24 protein-coding genes and 1 pseudogene are annotated in these 26,661 nt (G+C 65.0%); 15 read left to right on the plus strand and 10 right to left on the minus strand.

The genetic code is table 11. From position 1 onward, the window contains the following. Window positions 1–106 precede the first annotated feature (106 nt). A complete protein-coding gene (locus tag QA642_RS02745; protein ID WP_283083278.1) occupies window positions 107–1,513 on the minus strand; it encodes a DHA2 family efflux MFS transporter permease subunit in 1,407 nt (468 codons plus the stop codon). Window positions 1,514–1,776: 263 nt separating this feature from the next. Between QA642_RS02745 and QA642_RS02750 the strand changes: the two genes are divergently transcribed. The 3 genes and pseudogenes from QA642_RS02750 to QA642_RS02760 all read left to right on the plus strand — a co-directional run. Next, complete coding sequence (locus tag QA642_RS02750) at window positions 1,777–2,085, plus strand: hypothetical protein (RefSeq protein WP_283087138.1); 309 nt, start codon at window positions 1,777–1,779, stop codon at window positions 2,083–2,085. Between the two features lie 21 nt (window positions 2,086–2,106). After that, window positions 2,107–2,997 (plus strand): sigma-70 family RNA polymerase sigma factor, encoded by an 891-nt coding sequence (locus QA642_RS02755; protein ID WP_283083279.1) that lies wholly within the window; start codon window positions 2,107–2,109, stop codon window positions 2,995–2,997. A gap of 9 nt (window positions 2,998–3,006) precedes the next feature. Continuing rightward, a pseudogene (locus QA642_RS02760) lies at window positions 3,007–3,269 on the plus strand (hypothetical protein); the annotation flags it as partial. A 124-nt stretch (window positions 3,270–3,393) separates the two neighbouring features. Here QA642_RS02760 and QA642_RS02765 read toward each other — a convergent pair. Further along, complete coding sequence (locus QA642_RS02765) at window positions 3,394–4,347, minus strand: LysR family transcriptional regulator (RefSeq protein ID WP_283083280.1); 954 nt, start codon at window positions 4,345–4,347, stop codon at window positions 3,394–3,396. 98 nt (window positions 4,348–4,445) lie between these two features. On the opposite strand from QA642_RS02765, the gene QA642_RS02770 reads away from it, so the two are divergent. Together QA642_RS02770 and QA642_RS02775 are read left to right on the plus strand one after the other, a co-directional pair. Further along, window positions 4,446–5,627, plus strand: coding sequence for an MFS transporter (locus QA642_RS02770; protein WP_283083281.1), 1,182 nt, complete (start codon window positions 4,446–4,448; stop codon window positions 5,625–5,627). A gap of 11 nt (window positions 5,628–5,638) precedes the next feature. After that, the gene (locus tag QA642_RS02775) at window positions 5,639–6,673 is read left to right on the plus strand and encodes an aldo/keto reductase (protein WP_283083282.1); all 1,035 of its coding nucleotides are present in this window, start codon (window positions 5,639–5,641) and stop codon (window positions 6,671–6,673) included. Here QA642_RS02775 and QA642_RS02780 read toward each other — a convergent pair. Together QA642_RS02780 and QA642_RS02785 are read right to left on the minus strand one after the other, a co-directional pair. Further along, entirely contained in the window at window positions 6,670–8,295 is a 1,626-nt protein-coding gene (locus tag QA642_RS02780) for an amidohydrolase family protein (protein ID WP_283083283.1), read from the minus strand. The genes QA642_RS02775 and QA642_RS02780 overlap by 4 nt on opposite strands. Then, entirely contained in the window at window positions 8,292–9,110 is an 819-nt protein-coding gene (locus QA642_RS02785; RefSeq protein ID WP_283083284.1) for a uracil-DNA glycosylase, read from the minus strand. Before QA642_RS02785 ends, QA642_RS02780 begins: the two co-directional genes overlap by 4 nt. A 523-nt stretch (window positions 9,111–9,633) precedes the next feature. Here QA642_RS02785 and QA642_RS02790 point away from each other — a divergent pair. The 4 genes from QA642_RS02790 to recQ all read left to right on the plus strand — a co-directional run bounded on the left by QA642_RS02790 (window position 9,634) and on the right by recQ (window position 14,907). Next, window positions 9,634–10,935 (plus strand): O-acetylhomoserine aminocarboxypropyltransferase/cysteine synthase family protein, encoded by a 1,302-nt coding sequence (locus tag QA642_RS02790; RefSeq protein WP_283083285.1) that lies wholly within the window; start codon window positions 9,634–9,636, stop codon window positions 10,933–10,935. 12 nt (window positions 10,936–10,947) lie between these two features. Further along, entirely contained in the window at window positions 10,948–11,943 is a 996-nt protein-coding gene (locus QA642_RS02795; RefSeq protein WP_283083286.1) for a homoserine O-succinyltransferase, read from the plus strand. 105 nt (window positions 11,944–12,048) lie between these two features. Then, complete coding sequence (locus tag QA642_RS02800; RefSeq protein ID WP_283083287.1) at window positions 12,049–12,792, plus strand: polysaccharide deacetylase family protein; 744 nt, start codon at window positions 12,049–12,051, stop codon at window positions 12,790–12,792. 249 nt (window positions 12,793–13,041) lie between these two features. Beyond that, window positions 13,042–14,907 (plus strand): DNA helicase RecQ, encoded by a 1,866-nt coding sequence (gene recQ / locus QA642_RS02805; protein WP_283083288.1) that lies wholly within the window; start codon window positions 13,042–13,044, stop codon window positions 14,905–14,907. A gap of 185 nt (window positions 14,908–15,092) precedes the next feature. Here the strand turns inward: recQ and QA642_RS02810 are convergent, their stop codons facing one another. After that, window positions 15,093–16,109 (minus strand): 1-aminocyclopropane-1-carboxylate deaminase, encoded by a 1,017-nt coding sequence (locus tag QA642_RS02810; RefSeq protein WP_283083289.1) that lies wholly within the window; start codon window positions 16,107–16,109, stop codon window positions 15,093–15,095. Window positions 16,110–16,269: 160 nt separating this feature from the next. On the opposite strand from QA642_RS02810, the gene QA642_RS02815 reads away from it, so the two are divergent. Beyond that, on the plus strand, window positions 16,270–16,734 hold the full coding sequence (locus QA642_RS02815; protein ID WP_152102070.1) for an Lrp/AsnC family transcriptional regulator: 465 nt from the start codon (window positions 16,270–16,272) through the stop codon (window positions 16,732–16,734). Window positions 16,735–16,834: 100 nt separating this feature from the next. Further along, window positions 16,835–17,395 (plus strand): carboxymuconolactone decarboxylase family protein, encoded by a 561-nt coding sequence (locus QA642_RS02820; protein WP_283083290.1) that lies wholly within the window; start codon window positions 16,835–16,837, stop codon window positions 17,393–17,395. Window positions 17,396–17,411: 16 nt separating this feature from the next. On the opposite strand, the gene QA642_RS02825 is transcribed toward QA642_RS02820, so the two are convergent. Continuing rightward, window positions 17,412–18,992 (minus strand): sensor domain-containing diguanylate cyclase, encoded by a 1,581-nt coding sequence (locus QA642_RS02825; protein ID WP_283083291.1) that lies wholly within the window; start codon window positions 18,990–18,992, stop codon window positions 17,412–17,414. 236 nt (window positions 18,993–19,228) lie between these two features. After that, the gene (locus QA642_RS02830; RefSeq protein WP_283083292.1) at window positions 19,229–20,131 is read right to left on the minus strand and encodes a hypothetical protein; all 903 of its coding nucleotides are present in this window, start codon (window positions 20,129–20,131) and stop codon (window positions 19,229–19,231) included. 183 nt (window positions 20,132–20,314) lie between these two features. On the opposite strand from QA642_RS02830, the gene QA642_RS02835 reads away from it, so the two are divergent. After that, window positions 20,315–20,563, plus strand: a complete 249-nt coding sequence (locus tag QA642_RS02835; protein ID WP_283083293.1) for a hypothetical protein — start codon at window positions 20,315–20,317, stop codon at window positions 20,561–20,563. A gap of 167 nt (window positions 20,564–20,730) precedes the next feature. On the opposite strand, the gene QA642_RS02840 is transcribed toward QA642_RS02835, so the two are convergent. Further along, entirely contained in the window at window positions 20,731–21,666 is a 936-nt protein-coding gene (locus QA642_RS02840) for an alpha/beta hydrolase (protein ID WP_283083294.1), read from the minus strand. A 126-nt stretch (window positions 21,667–21,792) separates the two neighbouring features. On the opposite strand from QA642_RS02840, the gene QA642_RS02845 reads away from it, so the two are divergent. Continuing rightward, the gene (locus QA642_RS02845; protein ID WP_283083295.1) at window positions 21,793–22,680 is read left to right on the plus strand and encodes a branched-chain amino acid aminotransferase; all 888 of its coding nucleotides are present in this window, start codon (window positions 21,793–21,795) and stop codon (window positions 22,678–22,680) included. A gap of 151 nt (window positions 22,681–22,831) precedes the next feature. Here the strand turns inward: QA642_RS02845 and QA642_RS02850 are convergent, their stop codons facing one another. Together QA642_RS02850 and phaR are read right to left on the minus strand one after the other, a co-directional pair. After that, window positions 22,832–23,452, minus strand: coding sequence for a class I SAM-dependent methyltransferase (locus tag QA642_RS02850; RefSeq protein ID WP_283083296.1), 621 nt, complete (start codon window positions 23,450–23,452; stop codon window positions 22,832–22,834). Between the two features lie 106 nt (window positions 23,453–23,558). Continuing rightward, entirely contained in the window at window positions 23,559–24,149 is a 591-nt protein-coding gene (gene phaR, locus QA642_RS02855; RefSeq protein WP_283083297.1) for a polyhydroxyalkanoate synthesis repressor PhaR, read from the minus strand. A 315-nt stretch (window positions 24,150–24,464) separates the two neighbouring features. On the opposite strand from phaR, the gene QA642_RS02860 reads away from it, so the two are divergent. Both QA642_RS02860 and phbB read left to right on the plus strand, forming a co-directional pair. Beyond that, complete coding sequence (locus QA642_RS02860) at window positions 24,465–25,643, plus strand: acetyl-CoA C-acetyltransferase (protein ID WP_283083298.1); 1,179 nt, start codon at window positions 24,465–24,467, stop codon at window positions 25,641–25,643. Between the two features lie 239 nt (window positions 25,644–25,882). Further along, window positions 25,883–26,608, plus strand: coding sequence for an acetoacetyl-CoA reductase (phbB, locus tag QA642_RS02865; protein ID WP_283083299.1), 726 nt, complete (start codon window positions 25,883–25,885; stop codon window positions 26,606–26,608). The last annotated feature ends 53 nt before the right edge of the window (window positions 26,609–26,661 follow it).

A 26,661-nucleotide genomic window follows, 5' to 3' on the forward strand; every position in this document is an offset into this window, starting at 1 on the left:
CGGAAAGTGTAACCCATGTGTCCGGTACGGACCGTTACCTATCTCTCGGGTCGCTCACACCCTTCGCACCAACGAGATACCGGGCACAGGCCTATCCCTGTGGGCGTCACGCATCTTGCGTCGCGGCTGCGCCGGCGGTCCGTCGCCGTGCCGGCAGGAAAAATCCGGCGATCGCGCCGGCCAACGACAGTGTTGCGGCGAGCATCATCGCAGCAGCGAATCCGCTCTCGAAATGCGCGGCCGAATCGACCCCGCCGTTGGCCGAGAAGTTCGCCACCAGCGCAGCGATGCCGAACATGCCGCCGAGGAAGCGGCCCATGTTGAAGACGCCGGACGCCTTGCCCATTTCGGCTACCGCGACCGAGCTCAGGATCGCGTTCTGGGCTGCAGGCATCGCCATCGAGACGCCGACGCCGGCCAGCACCAGCGGCGCGACCAGAGCGGAATAGGCAACCGCGGGGCCCACGATCTCCGCGATCCAGCCAATGCCGATCGCCTGCATCAGCAATCCCGTCACCACCAGCGGCCGCTCGCCTAGTCTGTTGACGACCGCGCCGGCGATCGGGGCGGTGACGAACAGCGTCGCCGTCCATGGGAGCAGGCGAAGTCCGGCGCCGAAGGCGTCGAAGCCCAGGGTGGTCTGCAGGAACTGCGGCAGCAGGAACAATACGCCATACATCGCGGCGTAGAACAGGACGCTTGCGGACATGCCGGAGGCGAGGGCGCGCGATGCAAACAGCCGCATCGGCACCATCGGCGCGGCCGCGCGCAATTCCCAGAGCACGAAGCCGGCGGTGAACACCAGGCCTGACATCAGCGTGCCCATGACCTCGGCGCTCGCCCACCCCACGGCGTTGCCGCGCAACAGGCTCCAGACCAGCGCGAGCGCTGCGAGCGCGACGAGCGACAGTCCGGGGATGTCCAATGCGGCGGCCGGTCCGAAGCTTTCGCGCAACCGTGCCAGCACCAGGGCGATCGCGATCAGGCCGATCGGCAGGTTGATCCAGAACACCCAGCGCCAGCCGAGATGTTCGGTGATGAAGCCGCCGATGGCCGGGCCGACGATCAGCGCGCAGCCGGTGATGCTGCTGAAAATGCCGAGCGCGCGGGCGCGCTCCTCACGGCCGAACGTGCCGCTCAGGATCGCCATCGCCAGCGGCATCACCAGCGCGGCGCCGGTGCCCTGCAGCGCGCGGGCAGCGATCAGCGCGGTGGCGTTGCCGGCGAGCGCACAGGCCACTGACGCAACGACGAACAGGGCGATCCCGGCCGCGAACATGCGGCGGCGACCGAAGCGGTCGCCTAGCGCGGCGCCAGTCAAGAGCAGCACGGCAAAGGTCAGGTTGAAGGCGTTGACGGTCCATTGCAGCGTCTCGACCGGGCTGCCGAATTCGGCGCGGATGGTCGCGAATGCCGTCGTAATGATCATGGCGTCCAGCGCCATCATGAAGGATGCCAGCGCGGTGACGCCAAGCACCCAGTTCTTCTCGGCGCGATTGGTCGGGGTCTGCATTGCCCACTCTCCATATGCCGCACCACCCTGTCGCGGCGCGTTCTGCGGGCTAGACGAGACCGGAGGGGCAAAGGATGCGCCCGAAATTAATCTTTCCCGGGCCGCATCCTTTGCCGGCCGGCAAACGTCCTAGGAGTGACGCGGCCATTGACGCGAGCTTGATCCGGAAAAGCGGAGCACCGGTTGTCTGGGAAAGCCATGCTGAAATGGAAAGATGGCGCGCGATGAGCGAGCCAGGTCGCGACATGAGCAAGGAGCGCGCGATGAGAAGGACATTGATCAGGTACAAGGCCAAGCCGGAGCTGGCCGACAGGAACGCCGAACTGGTTTCGGCCGTATTTGCGGAATTGAAGGCGGCCGGGCCGGACGGCGTGCGCTATCTGACGCTGCGGCTGGAGGACGACACCTTCATCCACTTTGTCGAGGCCACGGCCGAGGACGGCTCGAGCCCGATCCCGAAACTCAAGGCGTTTCAGGCGTTCCAGGACGGCATCCGCGACCGTTGCGCAGAGCCGCCGCTGGTTCGTGATGTGAGGATCGTCGGCAATTATCGTATGCTGGACGAGTCCTGAAACAGGCGAGGCGGAGGAACAATGGCGCCAGACCCGCTGGCCACCGTCGATCTCGAGGTGCTGCTGGCGCAGATGCGGCCTAAGCTGCATCGCTACTGCGCGCGCATGGTCGGCTCGGTCATCGACGGTGAGGACGTGCTGCAGGATGCACTGATCAAGGCGATGGGAGCGCTGCAATCGGTCTCGCCCGTCGTCAGTCCGGAGGGCTGGTTGTTCCGCATCGCGCACAACACCGCGCTGGATTTCCTGCGCCGCCGCAACCGGCAGGAGGCGCTGCATTCGGCTGAGGAGATCGAGATGATTGCCGACCAGCTCGATGATGTGGAGAGCCGCCAGATCGCTGCGACCAGCCTGCGCACCTTCATGCGGCTGCCGGTGGCGCAACGGTCCAGCGTGATCCTGATGGACGTGCTCGGCTGCTCGCTTGCCGAGGTCTGCGACATCATGGATTTCAGCCTGCCGGCGGTGAAGGCCGCGCTGCATCGTGGGCGCACGCAGCTGCGTGAGTTCGCCGAGGAGCCGGACGACGCGCCGCAGCCGGGCCTGTCGGAAGCCGATCGCACGCGGCTCAACGCCTATGTCGGCCATTTCAATGCCCGCGACTTCGACGCGATCCGCGCCATGATCGCCGATGACGTCAGGCTGGAGCTCGTCAACCGCACCAGGCTGAAAGGCAAGGCCGAGGTGTCGCGCTATTTCGGCAATTATTCCAAGGTCAACGACTGGCAACTGGTGACGGGGCAGGTCGAGGGGCGTCCCGCGATCCTGGTGTTCGATCCGAATGAGCCGAATGGGCGGCCGAAATACTTCATGCTGCTGAACTGGTCCGCCGACAAGCTCGCCACCATCAGGGATTTTCGTCACGCGGCGTACGTCATCGATGCTGCCGAGTGGGTGGTGGATAGAGGGTGAGGGGACAATCCGTTGCCCGTCGCGGCGCCGGCCAACTCGATGACGAAAATCTCCCTCAACTCCGAGCCGATCCGTCTGACGTTCGATGCATCCAAGGCGATATGGGGTCCGAAATTTTCGCCTATATCGATGTCTGGGTGGCCTATCGCTACTGACAAAACAAATACGGTCTCGATCACAAGGTCAGCAAGCTCTGCATGATATCGCCGGGCGTGAGCAACAACACCTGCACCGAATCGAGCCTGTACAGCGGCATTACGATGAAGTTCTAGCTTCGCTTGCCTCCAGGAAGCGAATGATGCCGCGTGACTCGCGGCATCATGCTTTGGGAGCCATCAAGCGGGTGCGGCATGACAATTCAATGAGGATTGACCGACACTCTCGCCGCCATCAGCCTCATCTCACCAATTTCCACCTCCCATCCCCCGCGCGCTTCAGCGCGGGGTCGCTCACCCGCACGTGCTCGGCCAGGAAATCGATGAAGGCGCGCACGCGGGCGGGTAGCGGCGCGGTGTGGCCGACATAGACGGCGTGGATGTCTTCGCGGTCGCCGGGATTGTAGTTTTGGAGGACTGGGACAAGACGCCCAGCTTCGATGTCGGGGCCGATATGGAAGAGGGCGAGGCGGGCTAGTCCCACGCCGCCAAGGCAGAGGCGGCGGGCGGCCTCGCCGTCGCTGGCGCGCGCGGCCGGTGGTGGCACAGCTTCCTCGGCGTGGTCGCCACGCTTGAACGGCCAGCCGCGGATGCTGCGCGGAAAGGTCCAGCCGATGCCGCGGTGATCGGCGAGATCGGCCGGTGTCTTTGGCGCGCCGCAGCGGGCGAGGTAGTTTGGAGCGCCGACCACGACCATGCGGCTGGTGCCGAGCTTGCGCGCGACCAGGCGCGAGGCCCGCAGCGGGCCGACGCGGATGGCGACGTCGGCGCGCTCCTGCATCAGGTCGATCAGCGTATCGGTCAGCACGAGATCGAGCGTGACGTCGGGATGCTGCGCCATGAAGCGCGGGATCAGCGGCATCACATGCAACATGCCGAATGGGATGTTGCTGTTGACGGTCAGGCGGCCGCGCGGCGCCGCCCCCGAGGCCGCCTCGCGCTCGGCTTCCTCCATCTCGCTGAGGATGCGCACGGCGCGGTCGTAAAACGCCTGGCCTTCCTCCGTCAGCGTGAGCTTGCGCGTGGTGCGGTTGATCAGCCGGGAGCCGAGCCGCGTCTCCAGCCGCGAGATCAGCTTGCTCACGCCCGACGGCGTCAGCCGCAGTTTTCGTGCGGCCTGGGTGAAGCCGCCGAGATCGACGACACGGACGAAGACCTCCATCTCGGCGGAGCGGTTGGTGTCGAAACGGGCCATGTTGAATTCACGTCACAAATGATTGGATTGCGGACATTCTAATGGTTTTGCCGCGGTGCAGCTATCTGCGTGGCTCGTCTCATCCATTGGAGCAACGCATGCCTCCCGCCGTCCTCGCGCTCACCGCCGGTGCCTTCGGCATCGGCACCACCGAATTCATCATCATGGGCCTCTTGCTGCAGGTCGCCGCCGACATGCATGTCTCCGTGCCGGTCGCCGGCCTGCTGATCTCCGGTTACGCTCTTGGCGTATTCGTGGGCGCGCCGGTCCTCACGCTGGCGACGCGCAAAATGCCGCGGAAAACCGTGCTGCTGGCGCTGATGGCGATTTTCACGCTCGGCAATGCGACCTGCGCGCTCGCGCCGAACTATGAATTGCTGATGGCGGCGCGGGTGCTGACCTCGCTCGCGCACGGCACGTTCTTCGGCGTCGGCTCGGTGGTCGCAACCGGCCTCGTCGCTGAAGACAAGCGCGCCTCCGCCATTGCCACCATGTTCATCGGCCTCACGGTCGCAACGCTGCTGGGCGTGCCGTTCGGGGCCTGGTTCGGCCTGATGCTCGGCTGGCGCGCGGCGTTCTGGGCGGTAACGGTGATCGGCGTGATTGCGTTTGCCGTGGTGGCAGCGCTTGTGCCCGGCCATGTCGGCAAGGACGACAAGGCGATTCCGGTCGCGGAGGAGATCGCGGTGCTCGGCCGTCCGCAGGTGCTGCTCGGCCTTGCCATGACCGTGTTCGGCTTTGCCGGGCTGTTCGTCGTCTTCACCTATATCCAGCCGATCCTGACTCGCTTCACCGGTTTTTCGGAGGCCGCGGTCTCGCCGATCCTGCTGGTGTTCGGCGTTGGCCTTGCGATCGGCAACGTCGCCGGCGGCAAGCTCGCCGATCGTGGCCTTGCGCGTGCGCTGATCGGCACGCTCGCCGCGCTCGCGATCGTGTTGCTCGGCCTGGCCGCCCTGCTGTCGGTCAAGATCGCTGCCATCGCGCTGATCCTGCTGCTCGGCATTGCCGCCTTCGCAACCGTCGCGCCGCTTCAGCTTCGCGTGCTGGAAGCGGCCGGCCCCAGTGGCCGCACGCTGGCCTCCAGCCTCAACATCGCCGCGTTCAATCTCGGCAACGCGCTCGGCGCCTGGGCCGGCGGTGTCACCATCGATCGCGGGCTCGGCCTCTCCGCGCTGCCGCTGGTCGCAGCCGGCATCACGGCGATCGGTCTCCTGCTGGCGCTGTGGAGCCTCCAGCTTGACCGCACGACTGTCGCGGCCGCGGCATGTCCGGCGGAATAGGGAGCGCGATCATGGAGTACCGCAATCTAGGCGCCTCGGGCCTCAAAGTCCCCGTCCTCAGCTTCGGCACCGGCACGTTCGGTGGCCAGGGCCCGCTGTTCTCGGCCTGGGGCCGCAGCGGCGCGGAGGAGGCGCGCAGGCTGATCGACATCTGCCTCGATTCTGGCGTCAATCTGTTCGACAGCGCCGATGTCTATTCGAACGGTGCGTCGGAGGAGATTCTCGGCGCCGCGATCAAGGGCCGTCGCGACAAGGTGCTGATCTCGACCAAGATGAGCCTGCCGATGGGCGATGGTCCGCTCGACGCCGGCTCCTCCCGGCAGCGGCTGCTGTCATCGGTCGAAGCGGCGCTGCGCCGCCTCGGCACCGACACGATCGACCTGCTCCAGCTTCATGCCTTCGACGCGTTCACGCCGATCGAGGAGGTGCTGTCGACGCTCGACGCGCTCGTGCGCGCCGGCAAGCTGCGCTATGTCGGCGTCTCGAATTTTGCGGGCTGGCAGCTGATGAAGTCGCTCGCCATCGCGGACCGGCACGGCTGGCCGCGCTACGTCGCGCACCAGGTCTACTACTCATTGCTCGGCCGCGACTATGAGTGGGAGCTGATGCCGCTCGCGCGCGACCAAGGCGTCGGCGCGCTGGTCTGGAGCCCGCTCGGCTGGGGCCGGCTCACCGGAAAGATCCGGCGCGGCCAGCCGCTGCCGCAAGGAAGCCGCCTGCACGCCACCGCACAGTTCGGCCCGCCCGTGGACGAGGACCGTCTGTACGCCGTGGTCGACGTGCTGGATGCGATTGCCGCAGAGACCGGCCGCACCGTGCCGCAGGTCGCGATCGCCTGGTTGCTCTCGCGTCCCACGGTCTCCTCCGTGATCATCGGCGCGCGCGACGAGGGGCAGCTGCGCGACAATCTCGGTGCGGTCGGCTGGTCGCTGAGCGCGGACCAGATCAAGCGGCTCGACGAGGCGAGCGCGGTGATGCCGCCTTATCCCTATTACCCCTATCGCATCCAGGAGGGCTTTGCGCGGCTGAACCCGCCGCCGGTCTAGGCCGGCGACTGGTAGAATGCCGCGATGGCCGTTGCGATTCCCGGCGGGAGATTCGACTCGCTCTTCAGCGTGTCCAGGAAGGCGGCATCGCCCGCCACCGTGAGGCCATCCAGCTTGATCGGATGCAGCGGCTCGGGCGCCGCCGCAGCGGCGGCCTGCAAATCGGGACCGGTCCGGTCGCCGTTATAGACGAGCCGCGGACGCAGTTGGACATTGTTGCCGAACTGCTCGTCGAGCGCGAGGCGCCATCCTGTGCGCGACACGGTTCCGCCGGCGATCGCCGCCGACATCGCGAGGCTGTGCGGTTGCAGCGTGCCGAGATTGCCAAGCGCAGCGGCCAGGCGGCTCGTCGCGTCCGTCAGCGTGATGTTCTCGATCCCCGGGTCCTGGTCGAGCGAGGTGAAGTCGATCACCCGCGCGCTGCTGCCGATCTTGAGCGCCTCGCCGCTCCCGCCCGCTTTCTGCATGGCGCTCTTCGTTCCATAGCGCGGCCGTCCGCCGATCACCACCAGCACGACATCCTGCTCGCGCGACTTGATCAGATGGCCGTAGGGATCGCCGGTGACGCCCTTCACGACCAGCAGATCGGCGAACTTGCCCTGGGCGATCGTCCCGAGCTTTGCATCCCATTTCAGGATCGTTGCCGGATTGCGCGTCGCCATCGAGACGATGTCGTAATCACTGAAGCCGAGATTGAAATGCGCCGAGACGACCTTCGCCGCTTTCAGCTCACCCAAGAGATTCTTGCTGCCGGATGGCGACCAGTCCGAGCCGAGCGCGATGGTGAGGCCGGCTGTGCGCGCGGCCGCGACATCCGTCGTCTTCCCATAGAGCAGCAGATTGCTCAGGGGAGACCAGACCACCTTCGCCTGGTGCTGTGCCATGGTTCCGAAATCGGTCGCATCGAGCGCCGTGCAGTGAATGCCGGCCAGCGACGGCTCGATCGCCCAATCGCCCGAGCCGTTGCGCAAGGCGAGGAAGTGGCTGTGCGCCTTGGCATCGATGCCTTCGCTGAGGTGCAGCAGGAAGCACGCCGACGATTTCAGCTCGTTGTCGAACTTCGCCCAATCCTCGGCGTCGATGTCGGGAATCTTCGAGTGCGCCCGCGGAAGGTCGGGAGGACTGCCGATCTCGGCGGCACGCAGCGCGCCTTTGTAATATTTGTGGATCGTGCCACTCCAGTTCGACAGCGTGATCCCCTGGCTCGTCGTCGTGCCCGCGACCAGGCATTTGGCTTCGACGTAGCGAACCAGAGCCGGCAGCAGCGAGCCGTCATCGGCCAGCGCAATCGCGCTCATGGGTCCGGTCACGGACGTCTTGTACGATTTGGCGTTCTGCCACTGGTCACGATTGCCGTAGAGCTGCGGCACGCGCCAGAGCGGCAGGATGTTGTAGCTGAGGTGATTGTGCAGTTCGATCAGGCCGGGATAGATGGTGCCGCCGGTTGCGACGGGAGCGATCGCCTCGAAGCCCGCGGGGGCCGGCTGTCCCTTGGGCACGACCGCGGCGATGCGGCTGTCCTCGATGAAGATCGTTCCGCTCTTGATGACGTCGCCCTCGGCCGCCATCGTCACGATCCGCCCGGTCAGGGCCCATCGCTTCGGATTTGCGGCCGGGCTCATGGGATCACCCCGTCGGGTATGGTGATGGTGATCGTGCGTCGTTTGGTCGCCGCGTCAGTGCCCTGGCGCACCGCCCATGCCGCATCACCGCGCATCCAGGCCGGCAGGCCAGCGGGAAGATCCTTCGCGATGATGTCGACGAGCTCGGCAGGCTTGAAGGCATCGCCATAGGGCACCAGCGTCGTCGTCACATCGGGATGCTTGACCTGCGGCGCGAGAGCCGCGAGCGCGGCATTCCACTTGGTCAGCATGATCTTGGTGTTCGCGGCCTGGGTGGCGGCATCATGCGCCGAGCTTTCCGGCCAGGTCGGGTGCGGGATGTGCTGATAGGGAAGCGTCTTGTAGGCCGCGCCATCGGACGTCTTGAGCCAGGCCTTCCAGGCCTCGTCCGCGAGGCCCCCGAGCGAGACGGCGGCCTCGATGTTGCCGGGCGCGAGCACGGCTTTCAGCCATTTGTTGCGATAGCCGACGATGCCCGGCTCATTCTTGTGCTTGCTCCCGCCGCTCTGCCCATAGACGCTGTACAGGAAGGTGTTCACCATCACGTAGCTCTGCGTGACGCCGAGCTTCGCGAGGAGGCCCTGCGTCCGGCGGCCCGCGGTGCCGACCAGGATCCTGCGTACGATGGTTTCGTGCTGGGCCGGATCTTGACCGACGACGAGCACGCGCGCCGATCCGTCGAGGCGGCCGCGGTGAAAGATCGGGCCCCACTCGATCCGGAAATCGTGTGGATCGTAGGCCTCGGCGCCGGGATAGTCGGCGCATAGATCGCGAAATGGCTGTTGGTCGTATCCGCCGTCGAATTCCGTGAGCATGGCAATTGCTCCGATAATGGTCGCGGTCGAAATGGCTGCGTCGAAAAAAGCTGGTCGCAATGTCGCAATCTTAGCGGTAATTCGCCGTCATATTCAACCGCAATATGGGTCAGGAGAGAGGACCTAAGAGTGCCTCAATGAGCACGACGCAAAGAGGCGGAGTTGGCTGACGATTCGATCATTCCGCCCCCTTCGACGGAAGCGATTCGATCTCGCACGAAGCACAGCCGTTGAGAGCTGTGAGAATGTTTGAAGCGTTCGGCTGCACATGATGGTGCACTCTCGGCCCGCAATGAGAGAAAAAAGAAACAGCGCCGGGCAAGCCGCGCCAGCGCGCTGCGATTCATTAATCCAAATTAACCCGAATTCCGGCCAATTCACCAACAGCTGTTAGGGTTACTTCCTCGATCTCTATGCGAATTATTGTCCGCTTTACCACCCGCCTCTAACAGAGGGACGGCGGACAACGCACATGCCTCATACAGGCCAATAAGTGCGGCCCGCTCCACGCGGAGGTGGCACGATGCGCAACGAGACGATCGCTATTCACGCCGGTTACGAGCCCGAAGCCGCCACGCACGCAGTTGCCGTGCCGATCTACCAGACCGCAGCCTATGCCTTCGACAGCGCCGACCATGGCGCGGCGCTGTTCAATCTCGAAGCCGAAGGTTTCCGCTACAGCCGCATCGCCAATCCGACCAGCGCGGTGCTGGAGAAGCGCATCGCCCAGCTCGAGGGCGGCGTCGGCGCGCTTGCGGTCGCGACCGGTCAGGCCGCGCTGCATTTCGCTTTCGTCAATGTCGCCGATCACGGCGGCAACATCGTCTCCGTGCCGCAACTCTACGGCACCACGCACACGTTGCTCTCGCACATCCTGCCGCGGCAGGGCATCACCGGCCGTTTCGCCGAAAGCGACGCGCCGGACGCGATCGCGAAGCTGATCGACGAGAACACCCGCGCGGTGTTCGCCGAGACCATCGGCAACCCCGCCGGCAATGTCTGCGACATCGAAGCACTCGCGAAGATCGCGCACGCCCATGGCGTGCCGCTGATCGTCGACAACACGGTTGCCACCCCGATCCTGCTCAAGCCGTTCGATTACGGCGCCGACATTGCCGTACATTCGCTGACCAAGTTCCTGGGCGGCCACGGCACCACGCTCGGCGGCGCTATCGTCGATTCCGGAAACTTCCCCTGGGCCAAGCACGCCGACCGCTTCCCGGCCTACAACAAGCCGGACGCCTCCTATCATGGCCTCGTCTATGCCGAGCGCTTCGGCAAGACGGCCTATATCGAACGCGCGCGCAGCGTCTATCAGCGCACCATGGGCTCGGTGCTGTCGCCGTTCAACGCCTTCCTGCTGCTCCAGGGCATCGAGACCGTCGCGCTGCGCATGGAGCGCCATGTCGAGAACGCCCGCAAGGTTGCCGAATTCCTGCGCGGCGATCCGCGCGTGGCCTGGGTGAATTACACCGGCTTCCCGGACAGCCCCTATTATCCGCTGGTCGAGAAATATCTCAACGGCAACGCGTCGTCGCTGTTCACCTTCGGGATCAAGGGCGGCATGGAAGCCGGCAAGACCTTCTACGATGCGCTCAAGCTGATCACGCGCCTCGTCAATATCGGCGATGCCAAGTCGCTGGCCTGCCATCCGGCTTCGACCACGCACCGGCAGATGTCGGCCGACCAGCAGCGCGCCGCCGGCGTGCTGCCGGAGACGATCCGCCTGTCGATCGGCATCGAACATGCCTCAGACATCATCGAGGACATCGACCAGGCGCTCGCAAAGGCCTGTCCGTCGGCGCGCCTCCAGGCCGCGGAGTAGGCGGCCAGGCCGATGACGATCTTGATCGACAGGGATCAAGGTATCTCGAGCCCGGCGCTGGTGCCGGCGGAGCGCGATCTCGCGCGCGACCACGGCGAGCTCACGATCGGGCTGATCAACAACATGCCTGATACGGCGCTGAAGGCGACCGAGCGGCAGTTCATGAAGCTGCTTCAGGCCGCGGCCGGTGCGCGCCGCATCCGCTTCCACTGCTTCTCGCTGCCTTCCGTGAAACGTTCGCCGGAAGCGAAGTGGCATGTCGAGAGTGAATATTCCGATCTCGCGGATCTCAGGCGGCACAGATTCGACGGGCTGATCGTGACCGGCGCCGAGCCGGTCGCGCCCGAGCTCGACCAGGAGCCGTATTGGCGGGATCTCACCGATCTGATCGACTGGGCCAAGCTCAACACGCGCTCGACGATCTGGTCGTGCCTTGCCGCGCATGCGGCGGTGCTGCATCTCGATCGTATCGAACGGCGGCGGCTGCCGACCAAATGTCACGGTATCTTCGACTGCGAGGCCGTGACGGACGATGCCCTGACCCGCGCGGCGCCCGCGCCGCTAAAAGTCTCGCATTCGCGCCTGAACGAGATCGCCGAGAGCGATCTCGACGACGCCGGCTATCGGGTGCTGACGCGTTCGGCTCAGGCCGGCGTCGACGTCTTCATCCGGCAATATGCCAGCCGCTTCGTGTTCTTCCAGGGTCACCCGGAATACGACGCGTTGTCGCTCCAGCGCGAATATCTGCGCGACATCGGCCGCTATCTCGCCCGTGAGCGCGAGATCTATCCGCACCTGCCGGTGAGCTATTTTGACGCAGCCACGGAGGAGAAGCTCCTCCGCTTCGAGAAGCAGGCGAAGCACCAGCGTCATCCGGCGCTGACCAACGAGCTGCCCGCGCTGAATCTGCGCACGGATATCGCGGCCGGCAGCGCGGCAGCGGTGCTTTTCCGCAACTGGCTGCAATATCTCGGCGCGAACGCCGACGCGTCGGTCGTGGCGCGCTAGATCGGGGCGGCGGGCTCCATGTTAGGACTAACGAAGTGTGAAGCTTGCCTCGGGCCGCATACGAATGTTTGATTGAGCGAATCGGGGCGAACAGGAAATGCGGTCGTGTGGTCGGCACTCCAGGGACGCGTGAGCAATCGGCTGGCCCGGCATTTCCGCGCCGCGCCGCACCGCCTGCCCGCGCATGCGCCGATGGTGAGCTTCACCTTCGATGACGCGCCCGACAGTGCCGCAGGCGAGGGCGCATCCCTCCTCGAAGCCCATGGCGGCCGCGGCACGTATTACATCGCCGGCAGCCTGATCGACCGTCCGTCGGACCATTGGCATGGCCTGTCGAATGACGCCATCGTGCGGCTGCACCGCGCCGGTCACGAGATCGCCTGCCACACCTTCTCGCACCAGAGCTCGGCCGATCTCGACGAGGCTGCGATGGCGCGCGAGATCGAGCGCAATCGCAGCCATTTCCGCGGCATCGATTCCTCGATCAGGCTGGAGAACTTCGCCTACCCCTATGGCATCGCCTCGATCTGGCGCAAGCCGCAGCTCGCCAAGGCTTTCCGCTCGGCGCGCGGCATCCTGCCTGGCGTCAACAGCGACGTCATCGACCTCCAGTTCCTGCGCGCTTCGCCCCTGGTCGATCGCGAAATCGACAAAGCGGGCATCGATCGCTATTTCGACGCGGCGGTCGCAAGCGGCGGCTGGCTGATCTTCTACGGCCACGACGTCGCTGATACGCCGAGCCCCTATGGCTGCACACCGGCCCTGATGCGCCATGCGCTGGCGGCGGCAGGAAAGCGCAACTTGCCGATCGTGACGGTCGCCGAAGCGCTGCGACGAATCGGGGCGTAGCCGCTCTCTTCCTTCTCCCCTTGTGGGAGAAGGTGGCGCGAGGCGCCGGATGAGGGGTTCTATCGGCAAATCCAACTCTATCGAGTTTGCTGATAGAACCCCTCACCCGTCTCGCCGCTCATGCGGCGAGCCACCCTCTCCCACAAGGGGAGAGGGGAAGACATCGTCCAGCCCCCCAAACAGTCTTGCCACGCCCGCGCCAGCATGCGACTGGCCTTGTGACGAATCCCAAAGCATCGCTCCGGCACCATGTCCACGTCCTCCACCGCTCCGCTGCCTGCGCCGTCCAACGGTCGCGACGCGTTGTCGGTGCTGCATTCGGTGTTCGGCCTGCCGGGGTTCCGCGGCGCGCAGGGCGAGATCGTCCGGCATGTCACCGACGGCGGCAATTGCCTCGTGCTGATGCCGACCGGCGGCGGCAAGTCGCTGTGCTATCAGCTTCCGTCGCTGCTGCGGGAAGGCTGCGGCATCGTGGTCTCGCCGCTGATTGCGCTGATGCGCGACCAGGTCGCCGGCCTGATCGAAGCCGGCGTCAACGCTGCCGCGCTGAATTCCTCGCTCAGCCCGCAGGAAGCCTCCGACATCGAACGCCGCCTGATCGCCGGTGATCTCGATCTGCTCTATGTCGCGCCGGAGCGCCTGGTCACGCCGCGTTGCCTGTCGCTGCTGGCGCAGGCGAAGGTCGCGCTGTTCGCGATCGACGAAGCCCATTGCGTCTCGCAATGGGGCCATGACTTCCGCCCTGAATATGTCGGCCTTTCCATCATCGCCGAGCGCTTTCCCGAGGTGCCGCGCATCGCGCTGACGGCGACCGCCGACGAATTGACGCGCAAGGAGATCGTCGAGCGGCTTCGGCTCACGGACGCGCCGCAATTCGTCTCCAGCTTCGACCGCCCCAACATCCGCTACGAGATCGTGGACAAGCGCAACGCGGTATCGCAGCTGAAGGACTTCATCCGCGAGCGGCATGCCGGCGATGCCGGCGTGGTCTATTGCCTATCGCGCAATCGCGTCGAGGAGGTCGCCGCCGCACTCGACGATGCCGGCATTGCCGCGCTGCCCTATCACGCTGGGCTCGACAGCAGCGTGCGCTCGCGCAACCAGGACCGCTTCCTCAACGAGGACGGCATCGTCATCGTGGCGACCGTCGCTTTCGGCATGGGTATCGACAAGCCCGACGTGCGCTTCGTTGCTCATCTCGACCTGCCCAAGAGCATCGAGGCCTATTACCAGGAAACCGGACGCGCCGGCCGCGACGGCAAGCCGTCAGCGGCCTGGATGGCCTATGGCCTCTCGGACATCGTGCAGCAGCGCCGCATGATCGACGAATCCAGCGGCTCGGACGAATTCAAACGGGTCTCGATCGGCAAGCTCGACGCGCTGGTCGGCCTTGCCGAGACGGCGCATTGCCGGCGCCGGCGGCTGCTCGCCTATTTCGGCGAGATCGTGATGGGCGAGAGCTGCGGCAATTGCGACAATTGCCTGACGCCGCCGAAGATGCGCGACGGCAAGGTGCTGGCGCAGAAGCTGCTCTCCTGCGCCTATCGCACCGGCCAGCGTTTCGGCGCGATGCACCTCATCGATGTGCTGATCGGCCGCCTGACCGAGAAGGTGACGCAGTTCGGCCACGACAAGCTCTCGGTATTCGGCATCGGACGCGAGCTCAACGAGAAGCAGTGGCGCACCGTGTTGCGGCAGCTGGTGGCGATGGGCCATTTGCAGAGCGACAGCGAAGCCTATGGCGCACTGAAGCTCACGGACTCTTCGCGCGGCGTGCTGCGTGGTGAGACCGAAGTGTGGCTGCGCGAGGAAGCGCCCGGCACGCGAGTCCGCGCCAGCCGCGCCAAATCCCGGCGCGGCGATCTCGCGCCGGCCGCAGACGCGCCGCAAGGCGATGTCGATCCCGAATTGCGCGCGCGGCTGCGCTCCTGGCGCTCAGACGTCGCGCGCGAGCGCGGCGTGCCGGCCTATGTCGTGCTGCACGATGCCACCATCGACGGCATCGTCCGCGCATGGCCGACCACGCTGGACGAACTCCGCAATGTGCCTGGTATCGGCGACAAGAAGCTCGAGCACTATGGCGAGGAGCTGCTGCAGATCATCAGGACGCGGTAGGGCGCCTTCCATCCACCTCGTTATCCCGGGGCGCGACGAAGTCGCGAGCCCGGGATCCATAGTCACATGCAGATGTGGTTGCGGAAGGCTGGTAACCACAAGTCTTCGCCAAATGCGATCCTGTGGTTATGGGTCCCGGGCTCGCGACTTTGTCGCGCCCCGGGACGACAATCTTCGTGTCTATCTCACCCGTTCCTGAACGCATACGCATAACCGTTCAGCGCCGGCGCGCCGCCGAGATGCGCGTACAGGATCTTCGCGCCCTTCTCGAAATGGTCCTTCTGCACGAGGTCGATCAGGCCCTGCATCGACTTACCCTCATAGACGGGGTCGGTGATCATGCCTTCGAGGCGCGCGGTGAGGCGAATTGCCTCCTTGGTCTCTTCCGACGGCACGCCATAGGCGGGATAGGCGTAGTCCTCGATCAGCACGACGTCGTCGGCGACGAGCTCCTTGCCGAGCTCGACGAGTTTTGCGGTGTTCTGCGCGATCTCGAGCACCTGCGTCTTGGTCTGCGCCGGCGTGAAGGACGCATCGATGCCGATCACCTTGCGGGCGCGGCCGTCCGCCGCAAAGCCGACCAGCATGCCGGCATGGGTCGAGCCGGTGACGGTGCAGACGATGATGTAATCGAACTTGAAACCGAGCTCCTTCTCCTGCTTGCGGACCTCCTCGGCGAACCCGACATAGCCGAGCCCGCCGAACTTGTGCACGGAGGCGCCGGCAGGGATCGCATAGGGCTTGCCGCCCGCCGCCTTCACCTCTTCGATCGCCTGCTCCCAGCTCTTGCGGATGCCGATGTCGAAGCCGTCGTCGACCAGGCGCACGTCGGCGCCCATGATGCGCGACAACATGATGTTGCCGACGCGGTCATAGACCGCGTCCTCGTGCGGGACCCAGGCTTCCTGCACCAGGCGGCACTTCATGCCGATCTTGGCGGCGACCGCTGCGATCATGCGGGTGTGGTTCGACTGCACGCCGCCGATCGACACGAGCGTGTCGGCGTTCGAGGCGATCGCATCGGGGATGATGTATTCCAGCTTGCGCAGCTTGTTGCCGCCATAGGCAAGGCCGGAATTGCAGTCCTCGCGCTTGGCATAGATCTCGACCTTGCCGCCGAGATGCTTTGACAGCCGCTCCAGCTTCTCGATGGGCGTCGGGCCGAAGGTCAGCGGGTAGCGCGGAAATTTGTCGAGCTTCATGGGATATCCCGATTGGCGTTGAGGTCTGGAGACGTCGCTAACACCAACCCGGGAAAATGTGCTCTCGAATATTGCGACCATATTGCACGTGATCTTGCGAGAATGATGCCATCACGGCATATTTCTTCCGAATTATCATCTATATGTGGAAGCATCTTCCATGGCCGCCCGGCTCGATCGAACTGACCTTAAGATATTGAGATTGCTGCAGAATAACGGCCGGCTCAGCAATGCAGAGCTGGCCGAAACCGTCGCGATAAGCCCCGCCACCTGCCATCGCCGCACCCAGCGGCTGTTCGAGGACGGCTTCATCGCGACCGTCCGGGCCATGGTGGCGCCGAAGAAGGTGGCGAAGGGAACGCTGGTGATGGTCGGCGTCGTGCTCGACCGTTCGACGCCGGAGAGCTTTGCGATCTTCGAGCAGGCGATCGCAAAACTGAAATTCGTGCTCGACTGCCATCTCGTCGCCGGCGACTTCGACTATTTCCTGAAAATCCGCGTCGGCGACATGGAGGACTTCAACCGCATTCACGGCGAGCAGCTCATCGCGTTACCAGGCGTGCGCCAGACCCGCACCTTCTTCGTGATGAAGGAAGTCGTCGACAACGCGCCGCTGGAGTTTTGAGCACGCCACTTTTCGAATCGCACGGTCGTCACGGCAACTTCACTTGCCATGCAGGCGCATGCGGGCGAGCCTCCGCGCTTCTCAACGAGGAGATCCTGCCGTGCGCCTCCCCATTCTCGATCCGAAGGATCTGACCGCCGAACAGAAGCCGCTCTATGACGACATGCGAGCCGGCATCAAGGACCACTTCAAGGGCTTCGTGAACATGCGCGACGACGGTGCGCTGCTCGGGCCATGGAACCCCTGGATTCGCGAGCCGCGCTTCGGTGGGCCGGTTTGGGACCTGGTCAAGGCGGTCGCGTCGAACCCGCTGCTGCCGGCGCCGGTGCGCGAGGTCGCTATCCTCGTCACCGGCTCGCACTTCCGCTCCGGCTATGAGCTCTATGCCCACGTGCTGGTCGCCGAGCAGCGCGGCCTCTCCGACGAGAAGCTCGCGACGATCGTCGCCGGCCAGCGCCCGGTCGATCTCACCAAGCAGGAAGCGGTCGCCTATGACATGGCCTCGGCGCTGGTCAGCGGCGGCGTGCTGCCGGAGCTGACCTATCGGGCGGCGGTGAAGGAATTCGGCGAGCACGGCGCGGCCGAGCTGTCCTATCTCGTCGGCGTCTACTGCATGGTCTCGGTCACACTCAACACGTTCGACGTGCCGGTGCCGGACTAAGAGCCGCTTCGTTCGATCACTCCGCCGCCTTGCTGGCGGGCGGCGGGGGTACGAAGGCGATGCAGCGATTGCGGCCTTCGGCCTTGGCCTGGTAGAGCGCCTGATCCGCCGCGCCCATCAAGGCGTCGATGCCGGACATGCTGACGGTGGCCTCCGCGATGCCGATGCTCACGGTGAGGCCGAACTGAATCTTGTCGGCGAGAACCTGCGTGCTCATCACGCGCTTGCGGATACGTTCGGCGACAGTCCTCGCCCGGGACAGGCTGGTCTCGGGCAGCAGCACGGCGAATTCCTCGCCACCGAGACGGCCGACGATGTCCGACTTCCGCTTGCCGTCGAGGCAAGCGGCCGCGACCGCCTTGATCGCGGCGTCGCCCACGGCATGGCCGTAGCGATCGTTGACCGACTTGAAGTGATCGATGTCGAGCATCAGCACCGAGACGGCACGGTAGTAGCGCTGGAACCGGCTCCATTCCGCATCGAGATTGTCGAGGAAGTGGCGGCGGTTGTAGAGGCCGGTGAGCGGATCGGTGGTGGCGAGCGTCTCCAGCATCGCGGCTTTCTGCGTCAGGTCGGTGATGTCGACATAGGTCAGCATGCGGCCGCCGTTCGACATCGTGGTGCAATGGGCCCTGATGCGCCTTCCGTCCGGCGTCTGCAGGTCGCGCACGTGATCGCCGGCCTTGACCTCTTCGACGCGTCGCGCGGGGAATTTCGCGAGCTCGTTCGTTGGCAGATTGGGCGCGCTGGCCCGGTGGAGGCGCCGCACCAGCGATGAATAAGCAGGCCGGTTTGCGGCCTCGTCTTCGCTGACCTCCCAGAATCGCCGCATCCGCCGGTTCATGAAGGTGGCGTGCAGGTCGGAGTCGAGAAGGAGGACGCCGTCCTGGACGTTCTCCAGCGCATCCCGCAGCAGCTTCAGTTCGTCCGAGGTGCGCACGATGTCGGTGACGGGCGTATAGGTCAGCATGCGTCCCCCATCGGGCAATGGCGTGACCTGGACGCGCACCACATCGCCGTTGGTCCGGCGCAGATCGATCGGCGTCGGATCGCCCGCCTCGATCACGCGGACACGCTCCGCCACCAAGGCGTCGAGCTCAGGGTCGGGCACCTCATAGGCGCCGGTGTCACGTCCGTGATGAAGCAGCGTGAGGATGGAGGGATTACTGTCGGCGACCTCGTCGGGCAGGCGCCACATCTGCCGAAACGACTGGTTGATCAGGCGCGCTCGGAGATTGGAGTCGAGCAGCACGATGCCAGTTGGCACATGATCGAGCGCGGCGCGCAGTGCCAGCATCTGGCTGCGCATCAGCGCGTCGGACGAGCGCTCTCGCTCCTCGCCGGTCGGGCGCTCGCTGCCTGGCTGCTCGAAGGCGACGCCGACCTGGCGGTCGGATCGCCAGATCACGCGGCAGGCCAGGATCTCGCGCCCGGCGAGCCTGAGCTGGAATCGCTCGGGCACTCCGAGGCCGCTCTCCATCTCGAGCGTCGCGGCCTCCTCGGTCAGCCGGCGCACGACGCAATCGATCGACGATTGGCCGAAATTGAAAAAGATCTTCCCAGCAAGGAACGTCCGTTCCGAGACCAAGCGGGACATTCGCAGCCTCCAGGGCGCACATGATGCGAAACGCCGGCCCAGTTTCGCGCAAGGTTACTTGTGGCGATGTAACGCAACAGACGTTTTCGGATGAAGATTAACGATCGGTTGACGGCCGACGCGCCACGGCGGGTGCGAAAAAGCTCGTCATATCAGCGGCAAGGGTCCCGGTCTGGTCCCTGCCATCCGGCCAATCGCGGGCGGCGCGCTTCATCCAAAATCCACCATGACTGCAGTCAGTTGCGCACGGCATAGAGCGGGGTGCGCAAGGTCAGCTGATAGGACGGCTTCGGCATCCACGCGATCAGCGCGGTGATGCCGAACAGGCGGTTGTCATTGTCGTCCATGCGATCGAGGTCGAGCCGCAGGATCGGCTGGGTGAAGGACTCCGCCAGGGTCCGGCCCCCGAGCTGCGCGCCGCCGAACGACTGCACGCCAAGCCGCCCCGTGAACTTCCAATTGCTCGGCCATTGGTAGTAGCCGCCGGCATAGAGGATCGTGTTCGGCTTGATCCTGGCGAGCTGGCTGGCGATGTCGGTGTGGGTGTACTGCACGCCCGCGAGCCAGCCGCGCGTCTCGTCCTCGTCGAGCGCGTAGTCGAATTCCAGGATGTTGTTGAACGAGGTCGTCATGCCCTGCTCGTTCGGCACCGACTGCGTCAGGGTCGATTGCAGCGTGATGGTCGGGATCTTTCCGCCGTTCTGCTGGTAGAGATCGGCCTGAACGCCGATGTTCCAGCTCGTGATGTCGAACGATGACCAGCCGCCGCCGATATCTATCGTCGAGCCCGATACGCCGCCATAGAGCGAGACGCGATCGCTGACGTCGACCGTCAGCGGCAGGTCGACGACGATCGATTTTGCCGCGGGCAAGCCGTTCGGCAGCGTCGTGCCGCGCTGTGCCGCCAGCGCTTCGAACGCGGCGGACAAGGACGTGTTGCCGAAGCCGAGCCCGAGCGTGCCTGCGGGGATCGTCGCATAGATGGTGCGGAGATCGAGGTAGATGTTCGGGATGGCGGGCTTTGTGGGTTTGTCCTCGTCGTCATCGGCGGCGAAGGCTGTGCCTGCCGAGATCGCCAGGCCAAGCAGTCCGATCACGACGGGCGAGGCCGGACGGTATGATCGGCGCGGGTAGGACACGTGACAATCCGGCGCGTGGCGCTCTGGTGACGGAATCGTGTTCTAGATGGAACGTGATCATTCCCGCGGTCAAGCGCCATCCGCAAGCGGTGGACGGGGCCGATATGCGCGGTTACCCTGCCGTGATCGCATTGACACACTCGCCGGCCAGAGTGCAGGCCGGACAATGGAAGGACGACAGAAATGAACACGTCACGCCGCATTTTGCTCACGGGTCTGGCGGGGCTTGCTGTTGCTCCGACTGCTGTCGCCGCCGCCGCACCGTTGTCCGAGCCCGGGGACGTGACGGTCGCCGAAGAGCGCTTCGCTCGCACGATCGCCGCCGCCCATGCGCCCGATATCAACTGCGCGCGGCAGGCGGAACGGTATGCGGACGCGCACTGGCCGGAATATGTCGTGGCGGCAAGGGCGGTGATCGGCGCGCGCGCGTGATTCTTTCTTCCTTCTCCCCTTGTGGGAGAAGGTGGCGCGAAGCGCCGGATGAGGGGTATGCCTCAACAAGCGAGCTCTATCGCATTCGCGGAGAGAGACCTCTCACCCGTCTCGCCGCTGCGCGGCGATCCACCCTCTCCCGCAAGGGGAGAGGGTAAGGAAGTGCCTCACTTCTCCACCGCCCGCCTGACCTGCTCGCCGATTTGCGACAGCACGAGCTGGGCCTGCGGCAGGATCGCGCCCATGGCGTGGAAGTTGTGGACCATGCCGTCATGGCAGACGTGCTCGACCGCGACGCCCGCGGCGAGCAGCTTGCGGGCGTAGGCATTGCCCTCGTCGCGCATCGGATCGAACTCGGCGGTGTGGATGATCGCGGTCGGCAGGCCGGCGAGCCGTGTCGCGCGCAATGGCGAGATGCGGGGATCGGCGGCATCCAGGCCCTCGGGCAGATAGTCGGCGAGATCGGCCTCGATCGTGACGCGATCGATCAGATGGCCTTCGGCGAATTCCTCGCGCGACGGCGAGGTCTCCTCGAAATCCAGCACCGGGCAGATCAGGCATTGTGCGACGATGGAAAGGCCGGCGCTTTGCGCGGCCTCCTGGCACACGATCGCAGCCAATGTGGCGCCGGCGGAATCGCCGCCGACCACCAGCCGCTCGGCGTCGATGCCGAGCGAAGCGGCCTCGCGCGCGACCCATTCGGTGGCGGCGATCGCATCGTCCACGGCGGCCGGGAATTGATGTTCGGGTGCGAGCCGGTAATCGACCGAGACGAGGCGGCAGCCGGTCGCGTGCGCCAGCGCCGCCGCGATGCGGTCATGCGTGGCAATGCTGCCGGCGACGAGCCCGCCGCCGTGAAAGAACACGAAGCCCGGCGCGTGCTCACGGGCGCTTGCAGGTGAATAGAGGCGGTAGGACAGCTCTCCGCCGGGGCCGGGCAGCACACCGTCTGACGTCGTCACGTCAGGCGCGTCGGCGCGCGCGAACTGCATCAGCTTCGCCAGCGACTGCCGCCGCGCGTCCGCGCTCGGCCGGCTCCGCGCTTGCGGCCCAGCCGCAGCCATCATGGTCAACAAACGCTTTGCGAGCGGATCGAGCGGCATGGGAGACTCCGTGACTCCAGGCCGCTTTGCGCTGTCTTACCCCCTCCAAGAGGGTGTCCAAATTCCGCAGCAAATCGTTTAGAAATTGGGACAATAGTGCCGAAACAGTTCCACGGGAGGCCAGCCATGGCCGAGATCAAGAAGCCGATCGAATATTCGCCGAGCTGGACCTTCTTCGAGGGCAAATGGCACGACGGCAATGTGCCGATCATGGGCCCGCGCACGCACGCGGCCTGGCTCGGCTCTGTGGTGTTCGACGGTGCGCGCGCGTTCGAAGGCGTCGCGCCCGATCTCGACCGTCACGTCGCTCGCGCCAATCAATCCGCGATCAATTTCGGCCTGAAGCCGGTGGTCGACACCGGCACCTGGCTCTCGCTCGCCAATGAAGGTATCGCGCGCTTCGGAGCGAATGCCGAGCTCTACATCCGTCCGATGTACTGGGCGCAGAACGGCTCGGGCGGCGGCGTGCTGTTCGACCCCGACACCACCAATTGGTGCCTGTGCATCTACGAGGCGCCGATGCCGAAGCCTGTCGGCAACGCCATCACGCTGTCGCCGTTCCGCCGGCCGACCGCCGAATGCGCGCCGGTGGAGGCCAAGGCCGCCTGCCTCTATCCGAACAATTCGCGTGCGCTCGCAGAGGCCGCCTCGCGCGGCTTCCAGAACGCGCTGATGCTCGACATGCTCGGCAACGTCGCGGAGTTCGGCAATTCCAACGTGTTCATGGCCAAAGACGGCGTGGTGTTCACGCCGGTGCCGAACGGCACTTTCCTCAACGGCATCACGCGCCAGCGCGTCATCAGCCTGCTCCGCGGCGACGGCGTCACCGTGGTCGAGAAGACGCTGCGCTATGCCGACTTCCTCGCCGCCGACGAGATCTTTTCAACCGGCAATTTTGCTAAAGTCGCGCCGGTGATCCGCATCGACGAACGCGAGCTGAAGCCGGGTCCGCTCTATACCAAGGCGCGAAAGCTCTATTGGGATTTTGCGCATGCGGTGAAGCTGGCGGCGTAGGTCTCGTTGCTTCCGCGTACTCCGTCATTGCGAGCGCAGCGAAGCAATCCAGAGTCTTTCCGCGGAGGGATTCTGGATTGCTTCGCTGCGCTCGCAATGACGAGCTTGTGGGAGCATCGAGAATCCACAGCTTCGAACGCCCGTCGCGTGCTTATGAACCCCGCCTCCGAAACCTGCTGAATTGAAACGCCTGCGTCGAATCCCACGGCGTGTGGTGCATCTCGCACTGCGTCTCGACCAGTTCGAATTCCGGCCCGAGCTCCGCGGCAAGGCTCGCGCTGTCGTGCCGCTGCACCGGCAGGCCGCTGCATTTCTCCGGGCCCTCGGGCGCAAACGTCGCGATGATAACATGCCCTTCTGGTTTGACTGCCGAGCGCAGGCGCTCGACATAGGCAGCCCTGTCGTGCGGATCGGTCAGGAAGTGAAATGCCGCGCGATCGTGCCAGACATCGTAGGTCTTTGCCGGCCGCCACGTCGTGGCATCGGCGACGATCCAGTCGACCGTTGAAGCGGCGGCACCGATCCGCCTCTTCGCCGCATCAAGCGCGTTGGCGGACAGATCCAGCACGGCGAGATCGCGATATCCATCCCGCAGCAGCGCATCGACCAGCCGTGAGGCCCCGCCGCCGATATCGATGATGGCCGCGTCATGGTCCGGAGCGGCCGCGCGAATCATGTCGAGCGAGATCGTTGGGCTGTCCTGAAACCAGCTGACCTCGGCCTCGCCCTTGGTGGCGTAGACGTTGTCCCAGTGCGTGGTGCGGTCAGGCATGGCGGCTCCGGCCTCGGCCGGGACGGCAGCGCGTAAGCGGCGCTGCCGGGATTAAGTGGCAATTCGCGCGTCCGCCGGATGCGGACGCGCCGGCGCGAACGAAGGGCTACTCGTCCTTCTTCGACATCCGCTCGAGGCGTTCCTGCATTTCCTTCATCTGCTGGCGCAGGTCGTCGATATTGCTGTCCTTCGGTGCCTCGGCGTTCGCATCCGGCTCCGGCTCGGAGCTCGCTGCCGGGCGGGGCGCGGCGAACGGCTTGAACATCGAGAACGTCTGCTGGAACAGCTCCATGTTGCGGCGGACCTGCTCTTCCAGCGGCGCGAACGGCGTGCCGGACAGCGTGTTGGCGATCTGCTTGCGGAATTTCTCCTGCTCCTGGGTCAGCGTCGCGATCGACTGCTCCAGATATTTCGGCACCACCATCTGCATGCTGTCGCCGTAGAAGCGGATCAGCTGGCGCAGGAAGGTGGTCGGCAACAGGTTCTGGCCGGCCTTGTTCTCCTGCTCGAAGATGATCTGGGCCAGCACGGAGCGGGTGATGTCGTCGCCGGTCTTGGCGTCGTAGACCAGGAAATCTTCGCCGTCCTTGACCATGGCGGCGAGGTCTTCCAGCGTCACGTAGGTGCTCGTTCCGGTGTTATAGAGCCGGCGGTTCGCGTATTTCTTGATCGTGGTGGGTTGGTCTGATTTCGCCATGGGCTCTCACTTGCAAACGCTGAGAACGGGAACCCGGCGGCTATGCCGCAGGGCGGGAAGAGTACGCAACGCAACAAAATAAGCATTTTCAAAGGGGTCACGCTACCGTTTTGTGCGCCACGGTTAATCGGGCGGCAAAAACGTGCTTGCGAAAGCGCCAAGAACGCTATTTTGAATGCGCTGCGGCATGGATTCGGTCGCCGGCCGATTGACATGCCTCAACGACGTTAACAGGATGCCTGACGAGACTGACGGGCCTTTTCCCAACCGCCCGCCTGCCCCTTTTTAGAAAACCTCAAGCCCCAGGAGATGCCCATGTCAGACGATGTCGTCATCGTCAGCGCCGCTCGCACCCCGGTCGGAAGCTTCAACGGAGCCTTCGCGACCCTTCCCGCCCATGATCTCGGCGCCGTCGCCATCAAGGCCGCGCTGGAGCGTGGTGGCATCGAACCCGGCCGGGTCTCGGAAGTCATCATGGGGCAGATCCTGACCGCGGCTCAGGGCCAGAACCCCGCCCGCCAAGCCTCGATCATAGCCGGCATTCCGGTCGAAAGCCCGGCTTGGGGCGTGAACCAGCTTTGCGGCTCGGGCCTGCGCACCGTCGCGCTCGGCTACCAGGCGCTGCTCAACGGCGATTCGGAGATCGTGGTTGCCGGCGGCCAGGAATCCATGAGCATGGCTCCGCACGCCCAGCACCTGCGCGGCGGCGTCAAGATGGGCGGCCTCGAACTGGTCGATACCATGATCAAGGACGGCCTGTGGGATGCCTTCAACGGCTACCACATGGGCAACACTGCCGAGAACGTCGCGCGGCAGTGGCAGATCACCCGCGCCCAGCAGGACGAGTTCGCCGTTGCCTCGCAGCAGAAGGCCGAGGCCGCGCAGAAGGCCGGCAAGTTCAAGGACGAGATCATTCCCGTCACCATCAAGACCCGCAAGGGCGACGTCGTCGTCAGCGACGACGAATATCCGCGCCATGGCGCAACGCTCGATGCGATGGCCAAGCTCAAGCCTGCCTTCGAGAAGGACGGCACGGTCACCGCAGGCTCGGCCTCCGGCATCAATGACGGCGCTGCCGCCGTGGTGCTGATGACCGCCAAGCAGGCCGCCAAGGAAGGCAAGAAGCCGCTGGCACGCATTGTGTCGTGGGCGCAGGCTGGCGTCGATCCGAAGATCATGGGCTCGGGCCCGATCCCGGCTTCGCGCGCCGCGCTGAAGAAGGCCGGCTGGAACGTCGGCGATCTCGACCTGATCGAGGCCAACGAGGCCTTCGCGGCGCAGGCCTGCGCCGTCAACAAGGACCTCGGCTGGGATACCTCGAAGGTCAACGTCAATGGCGGCGCGATCGCGATCGGCCATCCGGTCGGCGCCTCCGGCGCGCGCGTGCTGGTGACCTTGCTGCACGAGATGCAGAAGCGCGATGCAAAGAAGGGCCTCGCCACGCTGTGCATCGGCGGCGGCATGGGTATCGCGATGTGTCTGGCGCGCGACTGAACGTCGCTGACGTGAACTGACGCGTGCGCCGCACACCTGATCGAGTGCGTTGCACGCGACTAAAAAGGCAGCGGTTGCAAATCAAATATTCTTCGCAACTGCGCAAGCCTCAACTAAATACAAACGCCCGGCTCAACGCCGGGCGTTTTGTTCTTGATGTCCGTCAAACCAGCCGCATAATCCACCGTTAAAAACGATCACTCAGAAACGTCCGAAGAGTCCAAGGGAAGGAATACGATATGGCACGTGTTGCATTGGTGACGGGTGGTACGCGGGGCATCGGAGCTGCGATCAGCAAGGCGCTGAAGGCGGCAGGTTACAAGGTCGCGGCGAGCTACGCCGGCAACGATGCCGCGGCGGAGAAGTTCAAGGCCGAGACCGGCATCGCCGTCTACAAATGGGACGTCAGCAGCTTCGACGCCTGCGCCGAAGGGGTGAAGAAGGTCGAGGCCGATCTCGGGCCGATCGAGGTGCTTGTCAACAATGCCGGCATCACCCGCGACACTGCCTTCCACAAGATGACGCTCGAGCAGTGGAACGCCGTCATCAACACCAATCTCGGGTCGCTGTTCAACATGACGCGCCAGGTGATCGAGGGCATGCGTTCGCGCAAGTTCGGCCGCATCATCTCGATCTCGTCGATCAACGGCCAGAAGGGACAGTTCGGCCAGGTCAACTATTCCGCGGCGAAGGCCGGCGACATCGGCTTCACCAAGGCGCTCGCGCTCGAGAACGCCAAGGGCGGCATTACCGTGAATGCGATCTGCCCCGGCTATATCAACACCGAAATGGTGCAGGCAGTGCCGAAGGACGTGCTGGAGAAGAACGTGATTCCGCAGATCCCGGTCAGCCGGCTCGGCGAGCCCGAGGAGATCGCGCGCGCGGTCGTGTTCCTCGCCGCCGACGAGGCCGGCTTCATCACGGGATCGACCATGACCATCAATGGCGGCCAGTATCAGGCCTGATATATCGCCGCAGGTCTCTGACCCAAAAGCCTGTAGCTTCGGGCCGGACAAGG

The sequence above is a fragment of the Bradyrhizobium sp. CB2312 genome (assembly GCF_029714425.1).
GTDB lineage: Bacteria > Pseudomonadota > Alphaproteobacteria > Rhizobiales > Xanthobacteraceae > Bradyrhizobium.

Coding starts and splice junctions, on each gene's coding strand:
- QA642_RS02770 (WP_283083281.1), top strand. CDS start 4,446: ATGCCTCCCGCCGTCCTCGCGCTCACCGCCGGTGCCTTCGGCATCGGC.
- QA642_RS02780 (WP_283083283.1), bottom strand. CDS start 8,295: ATGAGCCCGGCCGCAAATCCGAAGCGATGGGCCCTGACCGGGCGGATC.
- QA642_RS02785 (WP_283083284.1), bottom strand. CDS start 9,110: ATGCTCACGGAATTCGACGGCGGATACGACCAACAGCCATTTCGCGAT.
- QA642_RS02815 (WP_152102070.1), top strand. CDS start 16,270: ATGGCCGCCCGGCTCGATCGAACTGACCTTAAGATATTGAGATTGCTG.
- QA642_RS02795 (WP_283083286.1), top strand. CDS start 10,948: ATGACGATCTTGATCGACAGGGATCAAGGTATCTCGAGCCCGGCGCTG.
- QA642_RS02825 (WP_283083291.1), bottom strand. CDS start 18,992: ATGTCCCGCTTGGTCTCGGAACGGACGTTCCTTGCTGGGAAGATCTTT.
- phbB (WP_283083299.1), top strand. CDS start 25,883: ATGGCACGTGTTGCATTGGTGACGGGTGGTACGCGGGGCATCGGAGCT.
- QA642_RS02840 (WP_283083294.1), bottom strand. CDS start 21,666: ATGCCGCTCGATCCGCTCGCAAAGCGTTTGTTGACCATGATGGCTGCG.
- QA642_RS02810 (WP_283083289.1), bottom strand. CDS start 16,109: ATGAAGCTCGACAAATTTCCGCGCTACCCGCTGACCTTCGGCCCGACG.
- QA642_RS02765 (WP_283083280.1), bottom strand. CDS start 4,347: ATGGCCCGTTTCGACACCAACCGCTCCGCCGAGATGGAGGTCTTCGTC.
- QA642_RS02790 (WP_283083285.1), top strand. CDS start 9,634: ATGCGCAACGAGACGATCGCTATTCACGCCGGTTACGAGCCCGAAGCC.
- QA642_RS02850 (WP_283083296.1), bottom strand. CDS start 23,452: ATGCCTGACCGCACCACGCACTGGGACAACGTCTACGCCACCAAGGGC.
- QA642_RS02860 (WP_283083298.1), top strand. CDS start 24,465: ATGTCAGACGATGTCGTCATCGTCAGCGCCGCTCGCACCCCGGTCGGA.
- QA642_RS02755 (WP_283083279.1), top strand. CDS start 2,107: ATGGCGCCAGACCCGCTGGCCACCGTCGATCTCGAGGTGCTGCTGGCG.
- QA642_RS02775 (WP_283083282.1), top strand. CDS start 5,639: ATGGAGTACCGCAATCTAGGCGCCTCGGGCCTCAAAGTCCCCGTCCTC.
- QA642_RS02750 (WP_283087138.1), top strand. CDS start 1,777: ATGAGAAGGACATTGATCAGGTACAAGGCCAAGCCGGAGCTGGCCGAC.
- QA642_RS02845 (WP_283083295.1), top strand. CDS start 21,793: ATGGCCGAGATCAAGAAGCCGATCGAATATTCGCCGAGCTGGACCTTC.
- QA642_RS02835 (WP_283083293.1), top strand. CDS start 20,315: ATGAACACGTCACGCCGCATTTTGCTCACGGGTCTGGCGGGGCTTGCT.
- recQ (WP_283083288.1), top strand. CDS start 13,042: ATGTCCACGTCCTCCACCGCTCCGCTGCCTGCGCCGTCCAACGGTCGC.
- phaR (WP_283083297.1), bottom strand. CDS start 24,149: ATGGCGAAATCAGACCAACCCACCACGATCAAGAAATACGCGAACCGC.
- QA642_RS02745 (WP_283083278.1), bottom strand. CDS start 1,513: ATGCAGACCCCGACCAATCGCGCCGAGAAGAACTGGGTGCTTGGCGTC.